Genomic DNA, 25527 nt, shown 5'->3' on the forward strand with positions numbered 1-25527 from the left:
ACCGACCATGATCCTGTGCGCAGGCGAATCGCTGATCGACATGGTGCCGTCCGACGGCACCTTCCGCCCGCTGGCCGGCGGCGCGGTCTACAATACCGCCATCGCGCTTGGGCGGCTTGGCCAGGACACGGGCTATCTGTGGCCGATCAGCCGCGACCCCTTCGGCGACCAGATCCTGCGGCCGCTGGCCGAGGCCGGGGTGAACACCGACCTGTGCCCCCGCACCGACCGGCTGACCACGCTGGCGCTGGTGACGCTGACGAACGGCGAGGCGCGCTACTCCTTCTACGACGAGGGCTCCGCCGGGCGGATGCTGCTGCCCGAGGATATCGGGCCGCTGCCTGATACCGTGACCGCGCTCTTCGCCGGCGGCATCAGCCTGGTGCCCGACCCCTGCGGCGGCACCATCGAGGCGTTGATCGCGCAGCATCACGACCGCCTGCCCGTGATGATCGATCCCAACATCCGGCCGTTCTTCATCACCGATGCGGGAGCCTATCGTGCGCGGCTGGCCCGGCTGTTGCCCATGGCCGATATCGTCAAGCTGTCGGCCGACGACCTGGAATGGCTGCACCCCGACCTGTCGCCCGAAGACGCCGCCCGCGCGGTGCTGGCCACCGGCCCCAAGCTGGTCCTGCAGACCGGAGGAGAGGCCGGCGCCAAGGCGATCTGGGCCGGAGAGACAGTCCACGCCCCCGCCGTGCGCGCCACCGTGGCCGACACGATCGGCGCGGGCGACACGTTCAACGCGGGCGTGCTGGCCTCGCTGGACCGCCAGGGCCTGCTGACCAAGGACGCCATCGCGGCGATCACCCCCGCCCAGATCCACGCGGCGCTGACGCTCGGCGCGCAGGCTGCCGCCGTCACCGTCTCGCGCCCCGGCGCAAACCCGCCCTGGTCACACGAAATGCCTGCCTGATCTGGGGGAGGGTCCGGGAGGGGCGCAGCCCCGTCCGGGTGGGGGGTGCGGGGGGCTGGCCCCCCGCCCTTCCGTCGCGGGACGCAACGGGCTCAGTCCGCCGGGTGCCACCCGCCGCTGCGCGGCTCTTCGGCTTCGTCATCCTTGTCGGCCTCGGTGGCCGTGCCGGTGAACGCCTCGAACGCGCCTTTCTGCCGCGCGGTCCAGCGCAGATCCAGATGCAGCCCGTCCTCGCCTGCCTCCTCGCGCTCGACCACGCCGGCCTCGTGCAGCCAGGCACGGCTGCGCCCATCGGCAAAATCCAGCACCACCTGCCCCTCCACGCGCGGCTCGTCCAGAACCTCGCCCAGCTGACGGTCGATGGCGGCGATCAGGTCGTCCAGCCCCTCGCCCGACAGGGCGCTGACCGCCTGCACGCCCTCGGTGCGGGCATCGGTGCGGCGCAGGGCCGCCCGGGTGTCGTCGCCCAGGGCGTCGATCTTGTTCCAGACCTCGATCGCGGCCACGTCCTCGTCCACGCCCAGACTGTCCAGGATCGCGGCCACGTCATGGGCCTGCTCCTCGGTCTCGGGGTGGCTGATGTCGCGCACATGCAGGATCAGGTCGGCCTCCAGCACCTCCTCCAGCGTGGCGCGGAAGGCCGCGACCAGCTCGGTCGGCAGATCGCTTATGAAGCCCACCGTGTCCGACAGGATCACCTTGCGCCCCGAATTCGCGCCCTGCGCGTCAGGCAGGCGGATCGCCCGCATGGTGGGATCCAGCGTCGCGAACAGCATGTCCTTGACGAACACGTCTGCCCCGGTCAGCCGGTTGAACAGCGTCGATTTCCCGGCGTTGGTGTATCCCACCAGCGCGACGATCGGATAGGGCACCTTCGCACGCGATGCGCGGTGCAGGCTGCGGGTCTTGACCACGCGGTCCAGCTGCCGGCGCAGGCGCGTCATCTGGTCGTCGATGGCGCGACGGTCGGCCTCAATCTGCGTCTCGCCGGGACCGCCCACGAAGCCCAACCCGCCGCGCTGACGCTCCAGGTGGGTCCAGGCACGAACCAGCCGCGTGCGCTGATAGGACAGCGCCGCCAGCTCGACCTGCAGGACGCCCTCGCGGGTGCGGGCACGGTCGGCGAAGATCTCCAGGATCAGCCCGGTCCGGTCCAGAAGCTTGACGCCCCAATCCTTCTCCAGGTTGCGCTGCTGGACAGGGGTCACCGGCCCGTCGATCAGCACCAGTTCGACCTCAAGCGCCTCAAGGCGCTCCTTGATCTCGGCCAGCTTGCCCTTGCCGAACAGCTTGCCGGCATTGGGCTCGCGCAGGTTGGCGACCTCGGATCCGACCATCTCGATGCCCGGCAGGGCCAGGGCCAGCGACACGGCCTCGGCCAACGCATGCTCGGGCTCGCGCCGTTGGGTACGGGCGCGGCCCAGATCGGGGTGGATCACATAGGCGCGTGTCGGCTTGGCTGCGGTTTCCGTCAGTTCGGCCAATCAATCCTCGCCTTCGTACAGGGTGATGGGCTGGCCCGGCATGATCGTGCTGATCGCATGCTTGTAGACCAGTTGCGACTGTCCGTCGCGGCGCAGCAGGACGCAGAAGTTGTCGAACCAGGTGATGACGCCTTGCAGCTTGACACCGTTGATCAAAAAGATGGTGACGGGCACCTTGGCCTTGCGGACATGGTTCAGGAACGCATCCTGCAGGTTCTGCTTGTCGCCAGCCATTTGTTTATCGTCCGTTTTTCACTGTCCCTGTCCGTTCAACATCTAAGCCGATGCCCCACCCCATGCAAGCATGGCGGATTTCGCGAAAACGCGAAGGCAACATTTGGGCCACACCTAGCGGCGCCAGAACTCCGGAGAGAACAGCGCCAGCACCGCCAGCGTCTCGATCCGGCCCAGGACCATCGCGCAGGCCAGCACCGCCTTGGTGAAATCGGGCAGGCCCGACCAACCCTCCCACGGCGCGGAGGCGATGCCGGCGGTACCTTCGAAGGCGGGCGTCAGGGGAATGGCGCTGGCCAGCGGGCCGGCATTGGTCAGCGCGGCGATGGACAGGATGGTCGCGGTCTCGAACTCGATGGCGTGGATGGACACCAGGCTGACCACCAGCGCGATCGAAATCGCGAACAGCATAAAGAAGATGAAGGCCAGATAGGCGCCTTCGCGACGCAACCTGCGGGCGATTCGCCCGCCGCCGGACACGGAATGGGGGTGGATGATCCGCTCCATCTCGCGCTGGCCGTGGGTGGCCAGCGCATAGACGCGCAGCAGCTTGACGCCCCCCGCGGTCGTGGCGATCCCACCCCCCATCAGTGCCAGCCCCGCCAGGACCAACCCCGGCGCGTCCAGCCCCGACCAGGACCGCGCCCCCGCCCAGGCGACAGAGGTCCAGCCGGTCGTGGTCAGATAGCTCAGCGCGCTAAACATGCTGCCCCACATGGCCGACAGGGCGCGCCCGACCTCGGCCATGCCGGTCGGATCGGGGGGCGCCGCGCGGTCGACCTCGATCGCGCCCAGGAAATGGCGCAGGAACAGCATCACGCCGACCCCCAGGACCAGGCCCAGCGCCATGCGCAGTTCGGGGTCCTCGATCAGCCGCTCGGTCGCGCGCAGTTCCGCGCCCCCGGGCCAGAAGCGCCGTGACAGGGCGGGGATCAGGAAGATAAAGACCAGCATCTCTCCGGGAATGCCCGAAGCCTCGCCCGACGGCCCGATCACCGGAGAGATGCCCGACGTCGACAGCGTCCCCATCGCCCGCGTCAGCGCCACGAAGGACGGATCGCCCAGCATCAGCAGCCCCACCCACAGCACCAGCGTGAAGCCCAGATAGAGCGGGCCCACCTGCAGCGCGGCGCGGCCCAGCCGGCTGGCGGGATCCGCCAGCTGCGTGTCGAAGCTGGGATCGGACAGGTGCAGGACCGGGCGGCGCGGCTGGTCCGACGGCGGCAGGTGCTCGCGGTATTCCTCGCGGCCATAGGGGTTCGACATGATCTCGAACCCGCCGACGCGCAGCGGCGCCAGGATCGCGACCGCCGCCACCAGCACGAAAAAGCCCCCCATCCAGCCCACCATCGACCGCCACAGATGCAGCGGCAGCGGCAGCAGGTCGGCCGAATAGAGCGACGCCCCGGTGGTGGTCAGCGACGACACCATCTCCCACCAGGCGTTGAAGAACCCCGTGTCGGGCTGGCTTTCCGCAAAGGGCACGGCCAGAAGCAGCGGCAGCAGCCCATAGACCCCCAGCATCAGCAGCAGCATCTCTCGCGCGGTCTGGCCGCGGGGGTTGGCCTGCGCCGCAAGCCCGATCAGCCCGCAGAAGGTCAGCGTCAGCAGCGCCGCATAGAAGAAGTTGCGCGCGATTGCGGCGTATCCCGTGACCGAGGCAAAGCCCGCGGGCGCCAGCATCAGCACCGCCGCCAGCCCGACCAGCAGAACCAGCAGCGGCATCCGCAGAAGAAAGCCCGTCATCCCCCGACCCTCAGAAGAAGTCGATCGAGACCTGCAACAGGCGCTCGACTTCGGGGACGTCCTTGGTCAGGGCAAAGATAAGCACGATGTCGCCCTCGTCGATGCGGGTGTCGGCCAGCGGCTTAACCACCCGGTCGCCCTTGCGCACCGCACCCAGCAGCGCGCCTTCGGGGAAGTCGATGTCGCGGATCGCGCGGCCCGCCATGGGGCTGGTGGACAAAACCTGCGCCTCCATCACCTCGGCCTCGGCGTCGCCGACGGAATAGATGTCGCGCACGCGCCCGTGGCGGATGTGGCGCAGGATCGTGGACACGGTCGTCGATCGCGGGTTGATATAGGCGTCGATGTCCAGCGCCCCCATCAGCGGCACCAGCGTGGGGTCGTTGATCAGCGCAATGGCCATTTTCGCCCCCGCCTGCTTGGCGCGCACCGAGGCCAGGATGTTGGTCTTGTCGTCGTCCGTGACCGCCAGGACGGCGTCGGCCTGGGGAACGGCAGCCTCGTCCAGGATCTCGGCGGACAGGCCGTCGCCGTTCAGCACGATGGTCCGTTCCAGACGGTCGGCCGCGAATTCGGCGCGCCCCCGGTCGCGTTCGATCAGCTTGGCGCGGATGCGGTCCGGCCGCGCCTCCAGCGCCTGCGCCACGGCCAGGCCCACGTTGCCCGCCCCGATGATGGTCACGCGCTCCTGCTTGCGGGCGGGCTTGCCAAAGATGTCCAGCGTGCGCGCCACGTCATCGATGTGACAGAAGACATAGATCTGGTCCTCGGCGAACAGCTGATCGCCCGGTTCGGGCGCGAACAGCCGCCCCTTGCGGCGTACCCCCGCCACGATAGCACGCAGGCTGGAGAACAGCTCGGTCAGCTGGCGCAGCGGCGTGTTCAGCGCCGGACAGTCCGGTTCCAGGTCGATCCCCAGCAGCTGGATCTTGCCGTCCATGAAGGTCTCGACGTCGAAGGTCGACGGGGCCGACAGGCGCTGCAGGGCAGCCAGCGCGACCTCGCGTTCGGGACTGATGACCACGTCGATGGGCAGGTGCTCGGTGCGGTACAGATCGGAATAGATCGCGTCCAGATAGGCGCCCGACCGCAGGCGGGCGATCTTGCGCGGCACCTGGAAGATCGAATGCGCGACCTGGCAGGTGACCATGTTCACCTCGTCCGAATGGGTCGCGGCGATGATCAGGTCGGCGTCGCGCGCGCCGGCGCTGTCCAGGATGTCGGGATGGCTGGCAAAACCCGTCACCCCCTGCACGTCCAGCGATTCCGTGGCCCGGCGCACCAGGTCGGGATTGTTGTCGATGACGGTGACATCGTTGCGCTCGCCCGACAGGTGGCGCGCGATCTGCCAGCCGACCTGCCCTGCCCCGCAGATGATGATCTTCATGCGTCACCCTTCCTGTCCCGCGCCCCCTTGCCTAAGCCGGGCGCGCGGTCCGCGCAAGCGGCAGGCTATTTGCCCATCATCAACTCGTCCTCGCCGCGCATCCCGCCGACGACCCCAAGCGACTTCAGCTTGCGGTGCAGCGCGCTGCGCTCCATGCCGACGAACTGCGCGGTGCGGCTGATGTTGCCGCCGAACCGGTTGATCTGGGCGACCAGGTATTCACGCTCGAACAGCTCGCGCGCCTCGCGCAGCGCCATCGCGGTGACCGACGGCCCCAGGCTCAGCGTGTCGCTGTTGTCCGGCGTGGCCCCCTGGGGCTCCAGCTCGGACGGCAGGATCGGCCCGTGGCTTTCCGCCAGGATCAGCACGCGTTCGATCACGTTGCGCAGCTGGCGGATGTTGCCGGGCCAGCGCATCGACTGCAGCGCGGCCACGGTCTCCTCGGGCAGATCGCGCGGCGTCAGGCCCTGGTTCTTGTGGAACTGCTCGATGAAATGGCGCGCCAGGGCCGCGATGTCGTCGCGCCGGTCGGCCAGCGACGGCACCGCGATGGGCACCACGTTCAGCCGGTCGAACAGCTCCTGCCGGAACCGGCCGGCGGCGATTTCCGCCACCAGGTCGCGGTTCGTCGACGACAGCACCCGCAGGTCGACCCGTACCTTGTCCGCGCCGCCCGCGCGCACGAACTGCTGTTCGGTCAGCACCCGCAGGATCTTGGGCTGGGTGCCCATGGGCATGTCGCCCACCTCGTCGAAATAGATGATGCCGCCATGCGCCTGCTCCAAGAGGCCCAGCTCGATCCCGCGTTCGGGGGATTCGCGGCCGAACAGCACCTCCTCCATGCGCTCGGGCTCGATCGTGGCACAGGGGACGGTGACGAAGGGCGCCGACGCGCGCGGGCTGTGCGCGTGGATATAGCGCGCGGCGCTCTCCTTGCCGGTGCCGGGTTCGCCCGCCAGCATCACCCGGCCGTTGGACCGCGCCACCTTGTCCAGCGCGTCGCGCAGCCGCTTGAAGGCCGCGGACTGGCCCAGCATGTCGGCCACGCGGTCGCCGCCGCGCCGCAGGCTGCTGTTTTCGCGGCGCAGGCGGGCGGTCTCCATCGCGCGGTTGATGACGACCATCAGCTGGTCGATGTTGAAGGGCTTCTCGATGAAATCGTACGCCCCCTGCTTGATCGCGGCGACCGCGATCTCGATGTTGCCATGCCCCGAGATGATGATGACCGGCACGTCGGGATTGTTGCGCTTGACCTGTTTCAGGATGTCGATCCCGTCCATGCGGCTGTCCTTCAGCCATATGTCCAGGATCATCAGCGACGGCTCGCGGTCGTTCAGGGCCGCCACGGCCTCGTCCGAATTCGCGGCCATGCGGGTGTCAAAGCCTTCGTCGCGCAGGATGTCGGCGATCAGTTCGCGGATGTCGCGTTCATCATCGACGATCAGGATGTCGTTCATGGTGTCGCCTCGTCTTTTTCTTGTCTGCTCTTGGTCTTGGGCCCCCGCACGGGATGGCGTTCGCGGGGCAGCCGGATCTCGGCCATGGCGCCCGGCGGATCGGGCGCATCGGTCAGGGACAGGCTGCCGCCATGTTCCTCGACGATCTTCTTGACGATGGGCAGGCCCAGCCCGGTGCCGTGGCTTTTCAGCGTCACATAGGGTTCGAACAGCCGCGACCGGTCGGCGGGCAGGCCCGGCCCGGTATCGGTGATGCGGATGCAGACGGATTCGGGCTGCACCTCCAGCGCGACGGCGATCTTCGGCGTCCAGCCGGGGATCGCCGTCGCAGCCTGTTCGTCAATGGCCTCTCCGGCGTTTTTCAACAGGTTGGTCAGCGCCTGGCGCATCATCCCCGCGTCGCAGTCGACGATCACCGGCTCCTCCGGGATGTCGCGGATGATGGTCGCGTGCAGGGCATCCTGCTGCAACAGCAGCACCTGGCGCAGCAGCGCGGCCAGGTCGGTCTCGGCCCGGTCGGGTTCGGGCATCCGGGCAAAGCGGCTAAACTCGTCCACGATCCGGCGCAGGTCGTTCGTCTGGCGGATGATCACCTCGGTGTATTGGTCCAGCGCGGCGCGGTCGCCCTCGGCCGCCAGCGGGCCGAACTTGCGGCGCAGGCGTTCGGCGGACAGCTGGATGGGCGTCAGCGGGTTCTTGATCTCATGGGCCACGCGGCGGGCGACGTCGCCCCAGGCGGCCATGCGCTGCGCGCTGACCAGCTCGGTCACGTCGTCGAAGGCCACCACGTATCCCTCCAGCGCGCCGTCCGCGCCGCGGCGCACGGCCATGCGGACCAAGAGGCTCTCTACCCGGCCCTCGCGCATCAGGCGGACCTCGTCTTGGATCGTCTCGGCGACCGAGGCGGACAGGCGCGCGAACAGCGGCGCGAATTCCGGCACCACCTCGGACAGCAGGGCATCGATGTCGCGTTTCGCATCCAGCCCCAGAAGCCGGCTGGCCGAGCGGTTGACGAAGTCGATCTCTCCGGCCGCGTCCAGCCCGATGACCCCCGACGTGACCGAAGTCAGCACGTTGTCGAACAGCCGCCGCTGGTCATCGGACAGGCGATAGCTCTCGACCAGCTCCTCGCGCTGCGTCTTCAGCTGGCGGGTCATGCGGTTGAAGGCCTGGCCCAGGGTCTGGATCTCGTCCCCGGTGCGGACCTCGGGAACCTGCACGTCCAGATCGCCGCGCCCCACGCGGTCGGTCGCCTGCGCCAGAAGGCCGATTGGCCGCGACAGGCGGGACGCGAACCACAGCCCCAGCCAGATCGCCGCCGCCACCAGCAGCAGCGCAAAGCCCAGATAGACCAGCGAAAACTCCAACAGGACCTGGCTGCGCATCGCCTCCAGCTGGCGGTAATCGCCCGCGGTCGCTCGCGTGTCGTCCACCAGCCCCAACAGGTCGCCATCCACGTCGCGTGTCACGTACAGGTATCGGTCGGCCAGCGGCGGCAGCGCGACAAGCGCCCGGAACTCGTCATTCGCCCAATCCTCGATCAGGGCGATGCCGTCGGCCTGCGCGCGGTCCAGCTGGTCGGCACCCGGCGCCTCGTACCAGAACAGATAGCTCCGCTCGCCCCGGGCGCGGATCTCTCCGGCGCCGTTGATGATATAGGCTTCGCGCAGTCCGCGCTGGATCAGGCCCTGGCCCTGCACCAGCAGCTCGCGCATCTCTCCGTCCTCGATCAGGGGATTGGCGCGCCCCGCACGGGTCAGGATGCTGGCCAGCGCGCGCGCATCCTCGGTCAGATCGCCGCGATGTTCCGCGTGATAGGCCTCGGCCGCGGCCTGGGACGTGGTCACGACCTGCTGCACGCGGTCGGAGAACCAGCCCTCCAGCCCGATGTTGACCAGAAATCCCGCGAACAGCGCGACCAGCACTGTGGGCACCAGCGCCAGCCCGCCAAAGATCGCGACCAGCCGTGCATGCAGGCGCGATGCGGGCGCCGTGCTGCGCCGGGCCGAGATCAGCCGCGCCATGCGCGCGACGATGAACCCGATCAGCACGATCAGAAAGGCCAGGTCCGCCAGCAGGACCACCCGCAGGGTCGCGCCCTGCATGCCCCGACCGAACGGCCCCATCACCGCCAGCGTCGCCACGGCCAGTGCCACGCCCGACAGCACGATGCCCCAGGTCAGCGCCCCGCGCCACGGTCGGGGCAATCGGATACGGGCCAACCTGTCCCAGCTGAGCCCCGATGCCAAACCTGCCATATCCCCCACTTGCCGTCTTTCGCGGCTTTTGTTGCGGGCGCGCGTGTCCTTCGCGCTGGTCCCTGTGGCGGTTTTACATCAGTTTGCGCCTCCGTGTCACCTCGATATTCAACTCGGTCAGTTTCTTGCGCAACGTATTGCGGTTGATCCCCAGCAGATCGGCACAACGCAGCTGGTTTCCCCCGGTCGCATCCAGCGCCACCTGCAGCAGCGGGCGTTCCACCTCGCGCAGGATGCGGTCATAGAGGCCCGGCGGCGGCAGCGCGTCGCCATGCAGGTCGAAATAGCGCTGCAGATGCGCCTCGACCGAATCCGACAAGCGCGATCCGACCTGGGGCAGGCTGACGACGCCCGCGGGTTCGCGCGCGGGGGCAAGGGCCGATACCGGCGCCGCCGCGGGGGCGCGGTGGCCCGACTGCTGGGACAGCGCCTCGCGCATCTCGGCGGTGCTGATGGCGGGGCCGCTGGCGGTCAGGGCCAGGCGGCGCATCATGTTCTCCAGCTCGCGGACGTTGCCCGGGAACGGATGGGCGCGCAGCATGGCGGCCGCATCGTCCGACAGCATCCGCTCCGGCAGGCCCTGTGCGGCGGCACGGGCCAGCAGATGCGCCGCCAGCGGCAGGATGTCGTCCACCCGCGCGCGCAGGGGCGGCACGCTGACGGTGACGCCCGCCAGGCGGTAATACAGGTCCGACCGCAACCGGCCCGCCGCCACGTCGGCCTGCGGATCGGACCCGGTGGTCGCCACGATGCGGGGCGCATGGGCGCGGTCGGGGCCGGCCTCCATCGTCTCGATGAGGCCGATCAGGCGGGCCTGCGCGCCTGTGTCGAACCCGGCCGGGTTCTCGATGATGATCGTGCCGCCGCGGGCCTTGTCGGCGGCGCGCGCGATCGCCTCCTCGGTCGCGTCGGACGAGGTCAGGACCGCAAGCCCCCGGTCGCGCCGGTCCGACAGCTCGTGAAAGCTGCGGGCGATGGTGGTCTTGCCCACCCCCGCCTCTCCGGCGATGATCACCGGCAGGTCGGCGTTCAGCACCCGCGCGACCATGCGGAACAGCGCCTGCATCGATGGTGCGTGACCGATCAGCGGCATGGCCGGGTCCGCCGCCTCGCGCGGGGCGGGCAGCGGTTCGGGGATCGGGTCTGACTTGCGCGGGCGGCGCGACAGGGCCTGGTTCGCCTTGGACATCAGGTCCGGAAGATCGAAGGGCTTGGGCAGGTATTCGAACGCCTCGGCCTCGGTCGCGCGGATCGCGGTGACGATGGTGTTCTGGGCCGAGATCACGATCACCGGCAGGTCTGGCCGCGCCTCGCGGATGGCGGGGATGCGGTCGATGCCGTTGCCGTCGGGCATCATCACGTCGGTAATGACCAGGTCGCCGCGCCCCTCCTCGACCCATTTCAGCAGCTGCGCCAGGCTGCCCGTGGCGTGGACGCGGCATCCCGCGCGGGTCAGCGCCTGCGTCAGCACCGTGCGGATGGTGCGATCGTCGTCAGCAATCAGAACGGTGCCGTCCATGGGTTCAGGTCCTTATGCCTTGGGCAGGGAGATGCGGAACACGGTGCGACCGGGGCGGCTGTCCACCCGGATCAGCGCGCCGTGGTCGGTGATGATCTTGCTGACCAGCGCCAGGCCCAGCCCGGTGCCGTTCTCGCGGCCCGAGACGAAGGGCTCGAACACCTGGTCGGCGATGGCCGGGGGGAAACCGGGGCCGTTGTCCTCGATCTCGATCTGCAGGGGCAGCGGGCGGCCCGTGGGATCGGTCTCGTCGGGGGGACGGCGCAGCGTGTGGTCGTAATGGGTGCGCAGGCGGATCGCGCCGCCGGCCTTGCCGTCCAGCGCCTCGGACGCGTTCTTGACCAGGTTCAGGCAGACCTGCACCAACTGGTCCGCATCGGCCAGCGCCGCAGGCAGCGAGGGGTCGTAATCGGTCACGATCTGCACGTCGCGCGCAAAGCCCGCCTTGGCCGACCGGCGCACCTGTTCCAGCACGTCATGCACGTTCAGCGCCGACAAGCGCGGGGCCGAGGTGTCGCCGAACCGTTCGACCTGGTCCAGAAGCGCCACGATGCGGCGCGATTCCGCGACGATCATCTCGGCCATCTCCCGGTCCTCGGGGGTGGCGTTCATGGCCATCAGCTGGGCCGCGCCGCGGATGCCCGCCAGGGGGTTCTTGATCTCGTGGGCCAGCATCTCGGCCATGCCGATGGCGCTGCGGGCGGCGCTGCGGACATGGCGGGCCTGGTGCGCGCCATCATCGTCCTGCGGCACGATCAGCAGCGACACCGACCCGCCGGCCCCGTCCGCGGGCCCCGCATGCACGGCCGCCCGCCGCGCCTGGTGGTTGCCGGTCCGGTCGCCGATCTCGAACTGGACGCTGGCCTGGTACAGCGCCTCCTCGCTGGCACGCACGCGGGCCAGCAGCGGCCCCAGGCCGGGCTGCAGGCGCAGGCGCATCGACATCTCGTCCCCGTCCAGCGCGCGGCCCAGGGTCGAGTTGCGCGACAGGTTCAACCAGATCTCGGCGGCGTCGTTCATCGCGGCCACGCGTCCGTCGGCGTCCAGGATCAGCGCGGGCAGCGGCAGCGCCGCCCAGCCCGGTCCGGGGGCCGCCTCACGGAAATCGCGCGGCCGAGGCGTCATGCGGCCACCCCTGCGGCTTCGCCGAAGGCGCGGGCGATCAGGTCCAGCGTCGCGCGGGGCGTGTCGGCCCGCATCATCTGGTCGCGCAACGGGGCGCCGTTCGCATCGGCATACCAGCCCAGATGCTTGCGCGCGACGCGCAGGCCCAGATCGGTGCCATAGAAGTCCAGGATGTCCTCGTAATGCTCGGCCACCAGATCGGCCAGCGCCGCGCCCTGCGGCACGTCGGGCGCGGGCGTGCCCCACAGGTCATGCGCGATCTGCGCCAGGATCCAGGGCCGCCCCTGCGCGCCGCGACCGACCATCACCGCATCCGCCCCCGACGCCTCCAGGGCCGCACGGGCGCTGGCGGCATCGACGACGTCGCCATTGGCCACCAGCGGCGGGCGCGCCGGCAGGTCGGCCACCGCGCGGATCGCGGACCAGTCGGCCTGCCCCTTGTAGAACTGCGCCCGCGTGCGGCCATGCACGGTCAGCATCGCGACCCCCGCATCGCGCGCCCGCGCCGCCAGATCGGCCGCGTTCAGGCAGTCGTCGTCCCAGCCCAGCCGCATCTTCAGCGTGACGGGCACGTCGACCGCCCCCACGACCGCATCGACCAGCGTCATCGCATGATCCAGGTCGCGCATCAGCGCCGCGCCGGACAGCCCGCCGGTGACCTTCTTGGCGGGACAGCCCATGTTGATGTCGATGACACGCGCCCCCATGCCGGCCACGATGCGCGCGGTCTCGGCCATCGGTGCGGCTTCGCGGCCCGCGATCTGGACGCTGACGGGCAGCGCACCTTCGGTCAGCGCCTTGGCGCGCACGGCGGCACGTGTCGACGGGCGCGGCGTCACCATCTCGGTCGAGGCGACCATCTCGGACACCATCAGGCCCGCGCCGAACCGCGCGACCGCGCGGCGGCAGGGGACATCGGTGATCCCGGCCATCGGCGCCAGGAAGACCGGCGGGCCAAGGGGTGTGTCACCAAGCATGATCGGGTCGGGCAATCGCATGTTCTGTTCCTTCACCCCGGGGCAGACCGCCCGCAAGAACGGCAGGGGGCGGCTGGCCTGCCCAAATCGCAGGCGCGTCCCGGTTGCCTGCAAACCGGGCATGTTGCAATCATCTTAAGCAGACCGCGCGCCAAGGCTGCAAGCGGGCCGATGTCGCAACCGGAACCGGAAGCGACGTGGACGGTGGTGGCGGCGGGGCCTGCGTCGTGCTTGGATGGGCGCGGAAATGCAAGGGGGTGCCATGTTTCTGTCGGTGTTCGATCTGTTCAAGCTGGGGGTGGGGCCCTCCTCCTCGCACACGATGGGGCCGATGGTGGCCGGCCAGCGGTTCCTCGATTCCCTGCGGGTGCAGCCGTTCCGGGCGCATGGGCTGCGCGCCAGCCTGCATGGCAGCCTGGCCTTCACCGGCAGGGGGCACGCAACCGACCGCGCGACGATCCTGGGTCTTGCGGGCTTCACCCCCGCCAGCATGGACATGGAGGCGGCCGAGGCCGCGCTGGCCCGCAACCGAGAGACCCGCCTGTTGGAACCGCAGGGGCTGGGCCCGCTGGTCTTCGACCCCGAACGCGACCTGCGGTTCGATTACGACCACACCCTGCCCGGCCATGCCAACGGCATGACCCTGTCGGCGACCGACGCGCAGGGCGACGTGATCTATCACCAGATCTACTACTCGATCGGCGGCGGCTTCGTGATGACCGACCACGAGCTGGCCGACAAGGCGGGCGCGGTGCGCAGCGATGCCACGTCCAGCGTGCCCTATCCCTTTGCCAGCGCGGCCGAGATGCTGGAGATGGCCCAGGCCTCGGGCAAGTCGATCGCCCGCATGAAGGAGGCCAACGAGCTGTGCTTTCGGTCCCGTCCCGACATGCTGGCGGGGCTGGACCGCATCTGGACCGCGATGCGCGACTGCATGGACCGCGGCCTGTCGACGGACGGCGTCCTGCCCGGCGGGCTGCACGTGCGTCGGCGCGCGCGCGCGATCCACGCCAAGCTGGTCGAGGAACGCGGCCTGAACATGACCGCGCCCCATGTGATCAACGACTGGATGTCGGCCTATGCGATGGCCGTGAACGAGGAGAACGCCGCCGGCGGTCAGGTCGTCACCGCACCCACGAACGGCGCCGCCGGCACGGTGCCCGCGGTGATCCGCTATTGGCTGGACCATGTGCCGGGCGCGTCCGAACGGCTGCTGCCCGATTTCCTGCTGACGGCGGCGGCGGTGGGCGGGCTGATCAAGCACAACGCCTCGATCTCGGGCGCGGAATGCGGCTGCCAGGCCGAGGTCGGATCCGCCGCCGCGATGGCCGCCGCGGGCCTGGCCGCCGTCCTGGGCGGCACCCCCCAGCAGGTCGAGAACGCCGCCGAGATCGCGCTGGAGCATCACCTGGGCATGACCTGCGACCCGGTGCGTGGCCTGGTCCAGGTGCCCTGCATCGAGCGGAACGGGCTGGGCGCGATCAAGGCCGTGGCGGCCGCCAGCCTGGCGCTGCGCGGCGACGGCAGCCACATCGTGCCCCTGGACGCCGCCATCGAGACGATGCGCCAGACCGGCCGCGACATGTCCGAGAAGTACAAGGAGACGTCGCTTGGCGGCTTGGCCGTGAACGTCCCGAACTGTTAGGGGGTCAGCTGCCCGCGCAGCGTGTAATGCAGGCCCTGGGGCAGGAATTCGGCCTGCCCCTCGCCGTTGAAATAGGCCGGGACGATCATGTTCACCAGGCGCGACCCGAACCCTTCGCGCGTGGGCGCTGCCACGACCTGACCACCGGTCTCCTGCCAGTCCAGCGCGAAGTCGTCGCCCATGACCGACCAGGTCAGGTCGACCATGCCCAGCGGGCTGGCCAGCGCGCCGTATTTTGCCGCATTCGTCGCCAATTCGTACAGGGCCAGCGACAGGCCGACTGCCTGCTGGCTGCTCAGCGGCACGGGCGGGCCGGACAGGCGGATCCGGTCGTTCCCGACCAGATGGGCGCCGATGGATCGGGCCATCACCTCGGTGATGTCGGCGCTTTCGCCCAGGCCCGTGAACAGGCCCTGTGCCTTGGCCAGCGCCATGATGCGCGCGCCGACCGTGTCGCGGGCCTCCTGGATGCTGGTCGCGTTGCGCAGGCTGGAGGACACCACGGTCGAGGTCACCGACAGGATGTTCTTGATCCGGTGCAGCAGCTCTTCCTGCATGACCTGCTGGTTGCGGCGTGCCAGCACCAGCGCAGTCATGTCCACGGTGATGTTCATCAGACCCGCCACGCTGCCGTCGTCGTCGTAAAGCGGGCTGTAGCTGAAGGTCCAGAACGTCTCCTCGTCGAACCCGTTGCGGGTCATGACAAGGCGCATCTCCTCGGAATAGGTGCCGCGGCCTGACAGCGTCTGGTCGACCAGCGGCTTGACGTCGTCCCAGACATCCGCCCAGATCTGCTGGAAGGGCTGACCCAGGGCCCGCGCCTCCTTGCGGCCCAGGACGGGCGCATAGGCGTCGTTGTACAGCATGATCAGCTCGGGGCCCCAGAACATGCAGGACGCGTGCCGCTGCGCCAACATCATCCGCACCGCGGTCGTCAGCGCCACCGACCATTCCGAGATCGACCCCAGGGGCGTGGTCTGCCAGTCAAAGTTTCCGGTCGCACGCGCCATCGGCCCGTCGTCCCAGGAAAATCGCGCCGGTTCGGGCCGCGCGGCGGGGCCCCGGGCGTGCTGTGCCGATCCCGTCATGTGGGTGCCACCAGAGAGAACATCACCGAAACCTATGCCGGTTCCCGTATGATATTCAACGAATAACCCTCGATGCAGCCGGTTTCGCACCAATAATCATCATTTATCAACAAGGTGAACCGTCCGGTGCGGCCGATCCATGCGGCGGCGACATGCCGGGACGGGGGCGTGACGCTTGCCCCCCGTGGCTGCGGTTGCTAACGCTTGGCAGACAGTGATCCCGCGACAAATCCGCCCTGAACCAGAAGGCCAAAGCCCCATGTTCCCCCGCCTTGCCATCCTTGCCCTGATGACCCTGCCGCTGGTCGCCTGCGACACCCAGGTGATGACCGACCTGCGACGCGGGGTCGGCCTGGACGACGCCGCAGCCCAGCCCGAAGAGCCGACCGGCCCGCGCCCGCCCGCCGTCTCTCCGCTGGAACAGCCGATCGAGACGGGCACGGTCGGGCGCGTCGTGCCAACCGCGGAACCGGTGACCTATCGCACCACCGCCTTTGTCGCGGGCGGGAACGAACCGGCCTGGAACGTCCAGGTCAGCGGCGACACGGCCGTCTATCGCACGGCCGACAACCAGGCCGGGCGCCAGATCCCGGTGAACCGCCTGGTCTTCAGCCAGGGCGTCGAATACATCGGGGTGCTGGGCGGGCGGCCCTTCGTGCTGAACCTGCGGGCGGCGAAATGCAAGGACAGCATGGTCGACGAGACCTATCCGCTGACCGCACGCCTGACCGTGAACGGTCAGACCCAGCTCGGCTGTGCACAGCCCGCCGCCCCGGCCGCACCCGCCACAGCCGAGGCCGCACCGGCCGCCGCCGGTTGACGCGCGCGCACGGCTCACGCATTCGTGTGTCGATCCGTGCCGCAAAGCCTGCCACTGCGCCTGACGATCCTGCCCTGCCCGCCCTGATCCTGCCGCCGAAAGGAAGCCGCCGATGCGCCGCTCGCGACTGACCCGCCAGCTGATGGCCACCACCCTGCCCCTGGCCCTGATCGTGGGGTCGGGCGTCGGCGTCGCGACCGCCGACCCGATGCTGGGGCGCAACATGTCGACCTATGGCCTGCCCGGCGGCATCGACACGCCCACGGCCGAGACGATGCCCGACGGCAGCCTGGGCGCGACGCTGTCGCTGTCCGACTATGCCCGACGCGGCAACGTCTTCTTCCAGGCGCTACCGGGGCTGACGACGGTCCTGCGCTATGGCCGCGTCGACGGGATCAACGATTACCGGCAGGAGGGGTTCATCTCGGACCGCTCGCTGGACCTGCGCTATCAGATCGTGGACGAGGACGGCTGGCGCCCCGCGGTGGCCGTCGGCCTCCAGGATTTCCTGGGCACCGGCGTCTATTCGGGCGAATACATCGTGGCGACGCGCAACGTGACGCCGACGGTGCGCGCATCGGTCGGCCTGGGCTGGGGCACGCTGGCGGGCAAGCCGCGCATCATCGACGTCGGCGACGAGGGCGGGACGCCCAATGTCGAGGACTGGTTCACCGGCGGGGCCAAGCCCTTCGCCTCGGTCAGCTGGCAGGTCAACGACCGCCTGAACCTGGTCGCGGAATACTCCAACGACATCTATCGCGCCCGCTACAGCGACGGCAACGAATACCAGCAGGGCGACGAGCCGGGCAGCAACATCAACCTTGCCGCCAACTATCGCTTTGGACGCAACTACGAGGCCGGGCTCTATACCATCGGCGGAGAGACGATCGGCGCGCAGTTCACCATCGCGCTGAACCCGCGCGACGCCACCTATCCGTCGGGCCTGGAAAGCGCGCCGGCCCCGGTGCGTCCGCGGCCGGCGCCCGCGCAGGACCCCGACGGCTGGTCGGGCAGCTGGTCGCAGGACCCGACCGCCCAGCCCGCCATCCAGAAGGCCCTGGGCGACGGCATGGCGGACGAGGGGATGCTGTTGGAAAGCATGGCCCTGGCGCCGACCCGCGCCGAGGTCCGCCTGCGCAATCAGCGCTATATCAACCAGGCCGAGGCCGTGGGCCGCACCGCGCGCCTGATGACCCGCGCCCTGCCCCCGTCGGTCGAGACCCTCGTGATCACCTCGACCAGCGACGGGATGCCGACCTCGTCGGTGACCCTGCGCCGCAGCGATGTCGAGCGGCTGGAGAACACCGAGGCCGGGCAGATCGCCGCCGCATCCACCCTGTCGGACGCCGCACCGGGCGTGCCGGGGCTGGTGGCCAGCCAGGGCCTCTATCCGCGGTTCCGCTGGTCGGTGAAGCCCTATCTGGACCTGGGCATCTTCAGCGCCGAGGACGGACTGACCCACGAGGTCGGCGCCGAGGCGCGTGCCAGCTATGAGCTGATGCCCGGCCTGATCGCCACCGGCGCCCTGCGCCAGCGCGCCTTCGGCGACATCGGCCAGCGCGGTCCGGGCATTCCGGGCCAGCGGGGCGAATATTACAGCCCCGACGAGTATGAATCGAACCCCGCCCTGGAAACCACGCCGCAGGGCGTGCCGCGGGTGCGGTCCGACACGCGGATGTACACGGGCAATTCCAGCCCGGTGATCCCGGAACTGACGCTGGCTTGGTACGCCAAGCCGTCGGACGCGATCTATACCCGCGTGACCGTGGGCCTGCTGGAACGCGCCTATGGCGGCGTCTCGGCCGAGGCGCTGTGGAAGCCCGCCAATTCGCCCCTGGGCTTTGGCGCCGAGATCAACCGCGTCCGCAAGCGCGACTTCGACCAGTTGTTCGACTTTCGCGACTATGAGGTCACGACCGGCCACGTTTCGGCATACTATGAGTTCACGCAAGGCTTCACCGCCCAGCTGGATGTCGGCCAGTACCTGGCGGGGGACGTCGGTGCGACCGTGACCCTGGCGCGCGAGTTCGCGAACGGCTGGCAGATCGGCGCCTATGCCACCAAGACCGACCTGTCGGCAGAGGAGTTCGGCGAGGGCAGCTTCGACAAGGGCGTGACCCTGTCGATCCCGCTTGGCTGGGCCACGGGCCAGGCCAGCCGCGACCGCGTGTCGACCAACATCCGCTCGCTGTCGCGCGACGGCGGATCGCGGGTCAATGTCAACGGACGCCTGTACGACCGTGTTCGCGAAAGCCACACCGTCGATCTTTACGAAGGCTGGGGGAGGTTCTGGCGATGAGCAGAGCGATGCAGACGCGCGCAATCCTGGCCGGGGTGGCCTTGGCCGCCCTGTCGGCCTGCGGCAATACCGGCGCGGACGAGGCCGGGGCCAGCCCGCTGTCGGTTCTGGCCCAGACCGCGACCCAGGCCATCACGGCCCGCGGGGCGACCCAGCCGGCGCAACCCGCCCGCAACCCCCAGCAGGCCGCGGCCGAGGCGCTGCGCGTCAATCCCGGCCCGCTGATCCAGGCGACCTTCGAAAGCCCTGCCCGCACGCAGGTCCTGGCGCTGACGGGGACGAACGGCGCCATGCGCACCTACATGACCCCCGACGAACAGGCGGTGATCCTGCGCGGCGGCATGCTGATCGGCACGCGCGGTCTGGGCCGCGACCTGTCGGTGGCGGAACCGGGGACCGAGGCGCTGATCCGGGCGGGCCAGTCCGGCAGCGGCACGCGCGTCATGCGCTATCTGTCAGGCGACGGGTTGGAACGGCCGCTGCAGTTTTCCTGCACCACTGCGCCCGGCCCCAACCCCGGCGTGATCCTGGAGACCTGCGAAGGGCATGGTGCGACCTTCCAGAACAACTATCTGGTCCAGAACGGGCAGTTCCCCGTATCGCGCCAATGGATCGGGCCGGGCCTGGGCTATGTGACCATCCAGACGCTGCGTCCCTGACAGGCAACACCGGAACTGAAAGACCGGCCCTTTGCGGGGCCGGTTTTTTCATGCGCGGGTGCCATGGCGGGCAACGAAAAAGGGGCTGGCCAAAGGCCAGCCCCTTGTGGCTCGGACCGTGCGAACGATCCGATCCGATATCAGCTGTCGTCGTCGTCCGAAGCGACTGCGGCGATGACGCCCAGCAGCAGCAGGGCGGGGACGACCAGGCCAGCGTTCGAGGAAGCGGGCTGCTCCTCAACGATGACGGGCTCGACTTCCACGACGGGGGCGACATAGCCACCGGCCAGAGCCGAGGTTGCGGTCAGGCCGAGAGCGGCCGCGAAAGTAGCGAATTTGGTCATGATCATGCTCCGTTTCGATTGACGGCTGCCATTTCTGGCAACATCGAGGCGACAGTTACACAAACCCGAACAGTTGAAAAGCAGCATTGAATTGATTCCCCCGTGGGCTTGCAACCACTGTTGCATATTGGCCAACACCTGTTTCGGCACTTGGTTCCGGCCCCCGCAAACCCCCGGAAAAACTGTGACAATTCGGCACTATGCCCGGCGAAGTGCCTGTGAGACGACGAAAAAGATCGCCGCCGCGGTCACGATCGAGGGACCCGCCGGCGTGTCGAGTCGCAAACTGGCCCACAACCCCAGGATGACGGATGCGGCGGCGATCAGGGCGGCGCCGGCGGCCATCCGCTCGGGGGTCCGGGCCCATGTGCGGGCCGCCGCCGCCGGCACGATCAGCATCGCCGAGATGAGGAGCGAGCCCACCACTCGAATCGCCAGCGCGACCACCACGGCCAGCGCCAGCGACAGGACCAGGCGCTCGACCCGCGGGTCGATCCCCGCGGCCATGGCCAGCTCCTCGTTCAGGCTGCTGGTCACAAGCCGTTGCCAACGCAGGGCCAGGACCGCCAGAACCAGCGCCGCCCCCGTCCAGATCAGCACCAGGTCGGCACGGCCCACCGCCAGGATGTCGCCGAACAGATAGCTGGACAGATCGGACCGCGCGGCAGGCACGAAGCTGATCGCGACCAGGCCCACGGCCAGCGCGGAATGCGACAGCACGCCCAGGATCGTGTCCATCGCCTGCCCTCGCGTCACCAGCGCCGACACCAGGCAGGCCATCGCCACCGCAACCGCAAGGGTCCCGGCATAGATCGACACCTCGAAGGCCAGCGCCATCGCGACGCCCAGGATGGCGGCATGGGCGGTCGAATCGCCGAAATAGGCCATCCGCCGCCAGACCACGAAACTGCCCAGCGGTCCCGCCACCAGGGCCAACCCCAACCCCGCCAGAACGGCGCGCATGAAGAAATCGTCAAGCATCGGTGGTCACCCCTGCGCCCGGTCGGCGTGGTCATGGCCGCATCCCGGCCCGTGGACATGCGGCGTCAGGTCGTGGTCGTGGTCGTGGCGGTGCTGGTACAGCGCCAGCGTGCCCTCGGCCCCGGCGCCGAACAGGGCGCGGTATTCGGGGGCGGTGCTGACATGCTGGGGCGTGCCCTCGCAGCAGACATGCCCGTTCAGGCAGACCACCCGGTCCGACGACCGCATGACCACCAGCAGATCGTGGCTGACCATCAGCACGGCCGCGCCGGTCTGCCGGCGCACCTCCTCGATCAGCTGATAGAAGGCCACGATGCCCGGCTGATCCAGCCCCTGCGTGGGTTCGTCCAGGACCAGCAGATGCGGGTCCGCCAGCAAGGCCCGCGCCAGCAGCACCCGCTGGAACTGGCCGCCCGACAGCTGGGTCAGTTGCCGCGCACCAAGGCCCGGAACGCCGGTGCGGACCAGCGCATCCTCGGCCTGGACGTCGGATACGCGCACGGGCAGCGACAGGAACCGGCGCACGGTCATCGGAATGGCCGTGTCCAGCTGAACCCGCTGCGGAACATAGCCGATGCGCAGCCCCTGCCGCCGCGTCACCGCGCCGGAGGCCAGCGGCATGTGCCCCAGCAGCGCCCGGATCAGCGACGACTTGCCCGACCCGTTCGGACCGACGACGGTCACGATCTCGGCGGGGCGGATGCGGAAATCGACCTGCGCCAGCACCGGTTCGGTCGTTCCGGGGCGGTGGATCGTCAGCGCGCGGGATTCGATCAGCGGGGTCATGCGACGCCTTCGGCGGCACAGGTGGCGCAGAGGCCCAGCGCCTCGATCGTGGCGCGTTCGACGCGGAACCCGCCCTGGGCCGCGACCGCGGTCAGCGCATCGCGGATCGGGGCGGCGGCGGCCTCTGCGACCTTGTCGCAACTGCGGCAGATCAGGAAGGCCGGATGATGGTCGTGCCCCGGATGCAGGCAGGCCGCAAAGGCGTTCAGCCGCTGCAGCCGGTGGGCCAGCCCATGCGTGACCAGAAACTCCAGCGCGCGATAGGCGACGGGGGGCTGGCGGCCGAACCCTTCGGTCGCCAGGCGGTCCAGCACCTCATAGGCGCCCATCGCGCGGTGGCTCTCCAGCAGGATCTCCAGCGTGCGGCGGCGGACGGGGGTCAGGCGCGCGCCCTGCTCGGCCAGCCGGGCCGCAGCCTCGTCCAGCGCACGGTGCGCGCATTCGCGGTGGTCATGCGGCGCAAAGGTCGCGGCGATGACATGGTCGTGGTCGTGGTCTGGCACGGGGGTCCTTCACGCAGCGATGCGTTACTTTATTACAATGCGGTTGACTTGTTACCCTGTAACACACAGAACCCTGCCATCGCAACAAACCCGCCCTGCAAAGGAGATCCCGATGCGCAGCCCTGCATCCCTTGCCGCCATCCTGTCACTGACCGCCGCCCCTGCCCTGGCCGCCCCGCAGGTCGTCACAGACCTGGTCCCCACCGGCGCCCTGGTCCAGGAGGTCATGGGCGATCTGGCCGAGGTGCGCGTCCTGCTGCCCCAAGGGGCCAGCGCGCATCATTACCAGATGCGCCCGTCGGACGCCCAGGCGCTGCAGGGTGCCGATGTGGTGATCTGGATGGGACCCGAGCTGACGCCCTGGCTGTCGCGGGCGTCGGACACCCTGTCGGGGGCCACGCAGCTGCGCCTGCTGGAGGTCGAGGGCGTCGCCCTGCGCGACTATGCCGGTGCAGCGTCAGAGGGTGACACGGACCATGGCGACCATGCGAGGCATGACGACCACGCGGATCACGCCGGTCACGATCACGGTGATCATGCCGACCACGACCACGACCACGACCACGGGGACCATGCGGGGCATGATCATGTCCATGCCGGCACCGATCCCCATGCCTGGCTGAACCCCGCCAACGCGGCGCCCTGGCTTGACGCCATCGTCGCGACGCTGTCCGAGCAGGACCCCCAGAATGCCGCCACCTATCGCGCCAATGCGGATGCGGCGGCCGAACGCATCGCCGCTTTGGACGACACGTTGCGCGAACGCCTTGCCCCGCATGCGCAGGACCGGTTCGTCGTGTTCCACGACGCCTATGGCCATTTCACAGATCACTTTGGTCTGCAGCCTGCGATCGCCGTGTCGCTTGGGGACGCCTCGACCCCGTCCGCGGCGCGCATCGACCAGATCCGCACCCAGATCGCCGAGTCAGGGGCCGTCTGCGCCTTTCCGGAATACGCCCATGATGCCGGCCTGATCACCACCGTGACCGAGGGCAGCGACATCCGCACCGGCAGCGAACTGAGCCCCGAGGGCGGCACGCTGTCCCCCGGCGCGGGCCAGTACGAGGTGCTGCTGACCCAGATGGCCGACACCATCGTCGATTGCCTTGCCGATCAGTGATCGCCCGTCCGGGCCGCCTTCGCGGCGGTCCGGACCACCTGTCAGCGGGTCGAAATCTGATCGTTAAGAATCCTGACTATTTTACTTTGACAAACCTGAACGAATTTGTCAGCATTGGGGCATCATCACTGTCCCAGCATGAGGCTGACCATGACCGCAACGCGCCCCGCCGATTTCACCCGTCCCGGCACCGCCATCCTGGCCCGGATGCCGCAGCATGACGCCACCGCCCTCACGCAGGGCGGCAACCAGGCGCTGATCGTCCTGGACGAGCAGGTCTATCAGTTGCGGATCACCCGCGCGGGCAAGCTGATCCTGACGAAATAGTCGATCGACCTTGGCAAAAGGGCCGCCCTACGGGGCGGCCCTTTCGTCACGCGTGCTGTCGCCTGTCAGCCGCGGGGCTTGCCGCCGGGGCGGCCACCACCCTGCGGGCGATCTCCGCGCGGAGCGCCGAACGGCTTGGCCCCGCCCGGCCGCGGCTTGCCCTGAAACTTGCCGCCCGCATCACCACGCGGACCGCCGAACGGCTTGCGACCCTCCGCCCCTTCGCCACGCGGTGCGCCATAGGGCTTGCGGTCGCCATCGGCGCGGGGCTTGCCGAAGGGCTTCGCCTCAGGGCGCGGACCGCCGAACGGCTTGCGGCCCTCGGCCCCTTCGCCACGCGGTGCGCCATAGGGCTTACGGTCGCCATCGGCGCGGGGCTTGCCGAAGGGCTTCCCCTCGGGGCGCGGGCTGCCGAACGGCTTGCGGCCTTCGCCACCTTCGCCGCGCGGTGCGCCATAGGGCTTGCGGTCGCCATCGGCGCGGGGCTTGCCGAAAGGCTTGCCCTCAGGGCGCGGACCGCCGAACGGCTTGCGGCCTTCGCCACCCTCGCCGCGCGGTGCGCCATAGGGCTTGCGCGCCTCTCCGGGCTTGCCCGCAAAGCGCGCGGGACGGGCATCGTCGCCCTGACCGGACGTGCGGCCGCCCCCTTCGCCAGGGCCGGATTTCTTCCAGCGCGGCTTGTCGCCTGCGGGCCGGGGGCGGTCGCCGAAACCGCCAGCCGAATCGTCGCGGGCGCCAAAGCGCGGGCGTGCGCCGTCGGTGCCCGCGGGCTTGGCACCCCAGCTGCGGGCCGGGCGGTCGGACTGACCATCGCGCGGACGGTCGCCAAAGCCGCGGCCGGCGGGCTTGCCGTCAAAGCCCGGCTTGGGGCCGAAGCGGCGCGGGCCGGCATCGCCGCCATCGGACCGGGCGGCGCGTTCACCGGCGGCCCCGCGGGGGCGCATCTCGCGCGGCTTGTCCTCGACCTCTCCGGTCAGCAGGCCGCCCAGCTGGTCGCGCAGGACCTTGCGCTTGACCTCGGTCACCTGGTTCTTGTCCATGCCGGTCAGCTTGAACGGACCATAGCCGATGCGGATCAGGCGGTTCACCTGCAGACCGACATGGGCCATCGCGCGGCGGATCTCGCGGTTCTTGCCCTCGCGGATGCCTACGCTGATCCAGGCGTTCGCACCCTGCTGGCTGTCCAGCTTGATCTCCATGGGGGCGAAGTCCTCTCCCTCGATGGTGACGCCACGACGCAGCGGGTCGAAGGTCATGTCCGAGGGCGTGCCGTTCACCCGCACCCGGTACCGGCGCAGCCAGCCCGTCGCCGGCAGCTCCAGCCGCCGCTTCAGCTCTCCGTCGTTCGTCAGCAGCAGCAGACCCTCGGAGTTCAGGTCAAGACGCCCCACGGTCATCACCCGCGGCATGTCGCGCGGCAGCGCGTCGAACACGGTCTGGCGGCCCAGTTCGTCGTTTTCCGACGTGATCAGGCCCAGGGGCTTGTAGTACAGCCACAGCCGCGTCTCCTGCGGCTCCTCCAGCTTCTTGCCGTCGACGGTGATCCGGTCGGTGGGCAGAACGTCCAGGGCGGGACTGTCGATCTTCTTGCCGTTCACGCTGACGCGGCCCTCGATGATCATCCGCTCGGCCTCGCGCCTGCTGGCGACACCGGCGCGCGCCATCACCTTGGCGATGCGGTCGGCTTCGGTGCGGGGGCCGACCTGGGGGGCCTTGCGGTCGGGAATCTGATCGTCGGTCATGCGCGTCTCCTTCGCATCGCTGCGGGGCAAAGAGGGGTGCATACGCCCAAGCGGGCCGTGTGGGAAGCGTTTCTTTCCCCGGCTTGCGCGCCGCGCGGGGGATTGCG

At 69.4% G+C, this 25527-nt stretch carries 22 protein-coding genes; 7 read left to right on the forward strand and 15 right to left on the reverse strand.

Annotated elements, in window-relative coordinates:
• The first annotated feature begins 7 nt into the window (after positions 1–7).
• Complete coding sequence (locus tag EOJ32_RS14510) at positions 8–919, forward strand: carbohydrate kinase (protein ID WP_127899046.1); 912 nt, start codon at positions 8–10, stop codon at positions 917–919.
• Between the two features lie 92 nt (positions 920–1011).
• On the opposite strand, the gene hflX is transcribed toward EOJ32_RS14510, so the two are convergent.
• The 9 genes from hflX to dusB all read right to left on the reverse strand — a co-directional run bounded on the left by hflX (position 1012) and on the right by dusB (position 13127).
• Positions 1012–2403 carry a GTPase HflX gene (gene hflX, locus EOJ32_RS14515; protein ID WP_127899047.1) on the reverse strand — a complete coding sequence of 464 codons (1392 nt, stop codon included), beginning with the start codon at positions 2401–2403 and terminating at the stop codon, positions 1012–1014.
• Positions 2404–2637: an RNA chaperone Hfq gene (gene hfq / locus EOJ32_RS14520; protein ID WP_042250201.1), complete on the reverse strand. Its 234-nt coding sequence runs from the start codon at positions 2635–2637 to the stop codon at positions 2404–2406.
• 114 nt (positions 2638–2751) lie between these two features.
• Positions 2752–4383 (reverse strand): TrkH family potassium uptake protein, encoded by a 1632-nt coding sequence (locus EOJ32_RS14525; protein ID WP_045982008.1) that lies wholly within the window; start codon positions 4381–4383, stop codon positions 2752–2754.
• 10 nt (positions 4384–4393) lie between these two features.
• Entirely contained in the window at positions 4394–5770 is a 1377-nt protein-coding gene (gene trkA, locus EOJ32_RS14530; protein WP_045982009.1) for a Trk system potassium transporter TrkA, read from the reverse strand.
• 65 nt (positions 5771–5835) lie between these two features.
• Complete coding sequence (locus tag EOJ32_RS14535) at positions 5836–7227, reverse strand: sigma-54 dependent transcriptional regulator (protein WP_127899048.1); 1392 nt, start codon at positions 7225–7227, stop codon at positions 5836–5838.
• Entirely contained in the window at positions 7224–9485 is a 2262-nt protein-coding gene (locus EOJ32_RS14540; RefSeq protein WP_127899049.1) for a PAS domain-containing sensor histidine kinase, read from the reverse strand. The genes EOJ32_RS14535 and EOJ32_RS14540 overlap by 4 nt, the downstream gene beginning before the upstream one ends.
• Positions 9486–9558: 73 nt before the next feature.
• Positions 9559–11004: a sigma-54 dependent transcriptional regulator gene (locus tag EOJ32_RS14545; RefSeq protein ID WP_127899050.1), complete on the reverse strand. Its 1446-nt coding sequence runs from the start codon at positions 11002–11004 to the stop codon at positions 9559–9561.
• 12 nt (positions 11005–11016) lie between these two features.
• Complete coding sequence (locus EOJ32_RS14550) at positions 11017–12129, reverse strand: nitrogen regulation protein NR(II) (protein ID WP_127899051.1); 1113 nt, start codon at positions 12127–12129, stop codon at positions 11017–11019.
• Positions 12126–13127, reverse strand: a complete 1002-nt coding sequence (gene dusB / locus EOJ32_RS14555) for a tRNA dihydrouridine synthase DusB (protein WP_127899052.1) — start codon at positions 13125–13127, stop codon at positions 12126–12128. Before dusB ends, EOJ32_RS14550 begins: the two co-directional genes overlap by 4 nt.
• Positions 13128–13368: 241 nt before the next feature.
• Here dusB and EOJ32_RS14560 point away from each other — a divergent pair, with 241 nt between their 5' ends.
• Positions 13369–14751 (forward strand): L-serine ammonia-lyase, encoded by a 1383-nt coding sequence (locus EOJ32_RS14560; RefSeq protein ID WP_127899053.1) that lies wholly within the window; start codon positions 13369–13371, stop codon positions 14749–14751.
• Here the strand turns inward: EOJ32_RS14560 and EOJ32_RS14565 are convergent.
• The gene (locus EOJ32_RS14565) at positions 14748–15839 is read right to left on the reverse strand and encodes a sensor histidine kinase (RefSeq protein WP_205963155.1); all 1092 of its coding nucleotides are present in this window, start codon (positions 15837–15839) and stop codon (positions 14748–14750) included. The two genes, EOJ32_RS14560 and EOJ32_RS14565, sit on opposite strands and share 4 nt — an antisense overlap.
• Before the next feature lie 259 nt (positions 15840–16098).
• On the opposite strand from EOJ32_RS14565, the gene EOJ32_RS14570 reads away from it, so the two are divergent.
• The 3 genes from EOJ32_RS14570 (at position 16099) to EOJ32_RS14580 (ending at position 19617) form a co-directional block, all read left to right on the forward strand.
• Positions 16099–16659: a hypothetical protein gene (locus tag EOJ32_RS14570; RefSeq protein WP_127899054.1), complete on the forward strand. Its 561-nt coding sequence runs from the start codon at positions 16099–16101 to the stop codon at positions 16657–16659.
• 112 nt (positions 16660–16771) lie between these two features.
• A complete protein-coding gene (locus EOJ32_RS14575; protein WP_127899055.1) occupies positions 16772–18958 on the forward strand; it encodes a YjbH domain-containing protein in 2187 nt (728 codons plus the stop codon).
• Between the two features lie 8 nt (positions 18959–18966).
• Positions 18967–19617, forward strand: a complete 651-nt coding sequence (locus EOJ32_RS14580) for a YjbF family lipoprotein (RefSeq protein ID WP_240542446.1) — start codon at positions 18967–18969, stop codon at positions 19615–19617.
• A 140-nt stretch (positions 19618–19757) separates the two neighbouring features.
• On the opposite strand, the gene EOJ32_RS14585 is transcribed toward EOJ32_RS14580, so the two are convergent.
• From EOJ32_RS14585 to EOJ32_RS14600, 4 genes are all read right to left on the reverse strand, one after another.
• Complete coding sequence (locus tag EOJ32_RS14585; RefSeq protein WP_369799442.1) at positions 19758–19961, reverse strand: hypothetical protein; 204 nt, start codon at positions 19959–19961, stop codon at positions 19758–19760.
• A 198-nt stretch (positions 19962–20159) separates the two neighbouring features.
• Positions 20160–20942 (reverse strand): metal ABC transporter permease, encoded by a 783-nt coding sequence (locus EOJ32_RS14590; RefSeq protein ID WP_045982018.1) that lies wholly within the window; start codon positions 20940–20942, stop codon positions 20160–20162.
• 6 nt (positions 20943–20948) lie between these two features.
• Positions 20949–21728: a metal ABC transporter ATP-binding protein gene (locus EOJ32_RS20695; RefSeq protein ID WP_127899057.1), complete on the reverse strand. Its 780-nt coding sequence runs from the start codon at positions 21726–21728 to the stop codon at positions 20949–20951.
• Positions 21725–22231, reverse strand: coding sequence for a Fur family transcriptional regulator (locus EOJ32_RS14600; RefSeq protein WP_369799443.1), 507 nt, complete (start codon positions 22229–22231; stop codon positions 21725–21727). The genes EOJ32_RS20695 and EOJ32_RS14600 overlap by 4 nt, the downstream gene beginning before the upstream one ends.
• 112 nt (positions 22232–22343) lie before the next feature.
• On the opposite strand from EOJ32_RS14600, the gene EOJ32_RS14605 reads away from it, so the two are divergent.
• Together EOJ32_RS14605 and hemP are read left to right on the forward strand one after the other, a co-directional pair.
• Positions 22344–23351 carry a zinc ABC transporter substrate-binding protein gene (locus tag EOJ32_RS14605; protein ID WP_127899058.1) on the forward strand — a complete coding sequence of 336 codons (1008 nt, stop codon included), beginning with the start codon at positions 22344–22346 and terminating at the stop codon, positions 23349–23351.
• Between the two features lie 150 nt (positions 23352–23501).
• The gene (gene hemP, locus EOJ32_RS14610; protein WP_064503568.1) at positions 23502–23678 is read left to right on the forward strand and encodes a hemin uptake protein HemP; all 177 of its coding nucleotides are present in this window, start codon (positions 23502–23504) and stop codon (positions 23676–23678) included.
• A gap of 65 nt (positions 23679–23743) precedes the next feature.
• Here the strand turns inward: hemP and EOJ32_RS14615 are convergent, their stop codons facing one another.
• Positions 23744–25420, reverse strand: coding sequence for a pseudouridine synthase (locus EOJ32_RS14615; RefSeq protein ID WP_127899059.1), 1677 nt, complete (start codon positions 25418–25420; stop codon positions 23744–23746).
• Between the last annotated feature and the right edge of the window lie 107 nt (positions 25421–25527).

This window comes from Paracoccus sp. Arc7-R13 (assembly GCF_004010775.1).
Classification (GTDB): Bacteria; Pseudomonadota; Alphaproteobacteria; order Rhodobacterales; family Rhodobacteraceae; genus Paracoccus; species Paracoccus marcusii.

Excerpts from the sequence above, each read along its gene's own strand:
- EOJ32_RS14510 (WP_127899046.1), top strand. The coding sequence starts at position 8 with ATGATCCTGTGCGCAGGCGAATCGCTGATCGACATGGTGCCGTCCGAC.
- hfq (WP_042250201.1), bottom strand. The coding sequence starts at position 2,637 with ATGGCTGGCGACAAGCAGAACCTGCAGGATGCGTTCCTGAACCATGTC.
- EOJ32_RS14525 (WP_045982008.1), bottom strand. The coding sequence starts at position 4,383 with ATGACGGGCTTTCTTCTGCGGATGCCGCTGCTGGTTCTGCTGGTCGGG.
- trkA (WP_045982009.1), bottom strand. The coding sequence starts at position 5,770 with ATGAAGATCATCATCTGCGGGGCAGGGCAGGTCGGCTGGCAGATCGCG.
- EOJ32_RS14535 (WP_127899048.1), bottom strand. The coding sequence starts at position 7,227 with ATGAACGACATCCTGATCGTCGATGATGAACGCGACATCCGCGAACTG.
- EOJ32_RS14540 (WP_127899049.1), bottom strand. The coding sequence starts at position 9,485 with ATGGCAGGTTTGGCATCGGGGCTCAGCTGGGACAGGTTGGCCCGTATC.
- EOJ32_RS14545 (WP_127899050.1), bottom strand. The coding sequence starts at position 11,004 with ATGGACGGCACCGTTCTGATTGCTGACGACGATCGCACCATCCGCACG.
- EOJ32_RS14550 (WP_127899051.1), bottom strand. The coding sequence starts at position 12,129 with ATGACGCCTCGGCCGCGCGATTTCCGTGAGGCGGCCCCCGGACCGGGC.
- dusB (WP_127899052.1), bottom strand. The coding sequence starts at position 13,127 with ATGCGATTGCCCGACCCGATCATGCTTGGTGACACACCCCTTGGCCCG.
- EOJ32_RS14560 (WP_127899053.1), top strand. The coding sequence starts at position 13,369 with ATGTTTCTGTCGGTGTTCGATCTGTTCAAGCTGGGGGTGGGGCCCTCC.
- EOJ32_RS14565 (WP_205963155.1), bottom strand. The coding sequence starts at position 15,839 with ATGACGGGATCGGCACAGCACGCCCGGGGCCCCGCCGCGCGGCCCGAA.
- EOJ32_RS14570 (WP_127899054.1), top strand. The coding sequence starts at position 16,099 with ATGTTCCCCCGCCTTGCCATCCTTGCCCTGATGACCCTGCCGCTGGTC.
- EOJ32_RS14575 (WP_127899055.1), top strand. The coding sequence starts at position 16,772 with ATGCGCCGCTCGCGACTGACCCGCCAGCTGATGGCCACCACCCTGCCC.
- EOJ32_RS14580 (WP_240542446.1), top strand. The coding sequence starts at position 18,967 with ATGCAGACGCGCGCAATCCTGGCCGGGGTGGCCTTGGCCGCCCTGTCG.
- EOJ32_RS14585 (WP_369799442.1), bottom strand. The coding sequence starts at position 19,961 with ATGACCAAATTCGCTACTTTCGCGGCCGCTCTCGGCCTGACCGCAACC.
- EOJ32_RS14590 (WP_045982018.1), bottom strand. The coding sequence starts at position 20,942 with ATGCTTGACGATTTCTTCATGCGCGCCGTTCTGGCGGGGTTGGGGTTG.
- EOJ32_RS20695 (WP_127899057.1), bottom strand. The coding sequence starts at position 21,728 with ATGACCCCGCTGATCGAATCCCGCGCGCTGACGATCCACCGCCCCGGA.
- EOJ32_RS14605 (WP_127899058.1), top strand. The coding sequence starts at position 22,344 with ATGCGCAGCCCTGCATCCCTTGCCGCCATCCTGTCACTGACCGCCGCC.
- hemP (WP_064503568.1), top strand. The coding sequence starts at position 23,502 with ATGACCGCAACGCGCCCCGCCGATTTCACCCGTCCCGGCACCGCCATC.
- EOJ32_RS14615 (WP_127899059.1), bottom strand. The coding sequence starts at position 25,420 with ATGACCGACGATCAGATTCCCGACCGCAAGGCCCCCCAGGTCGGCCCC.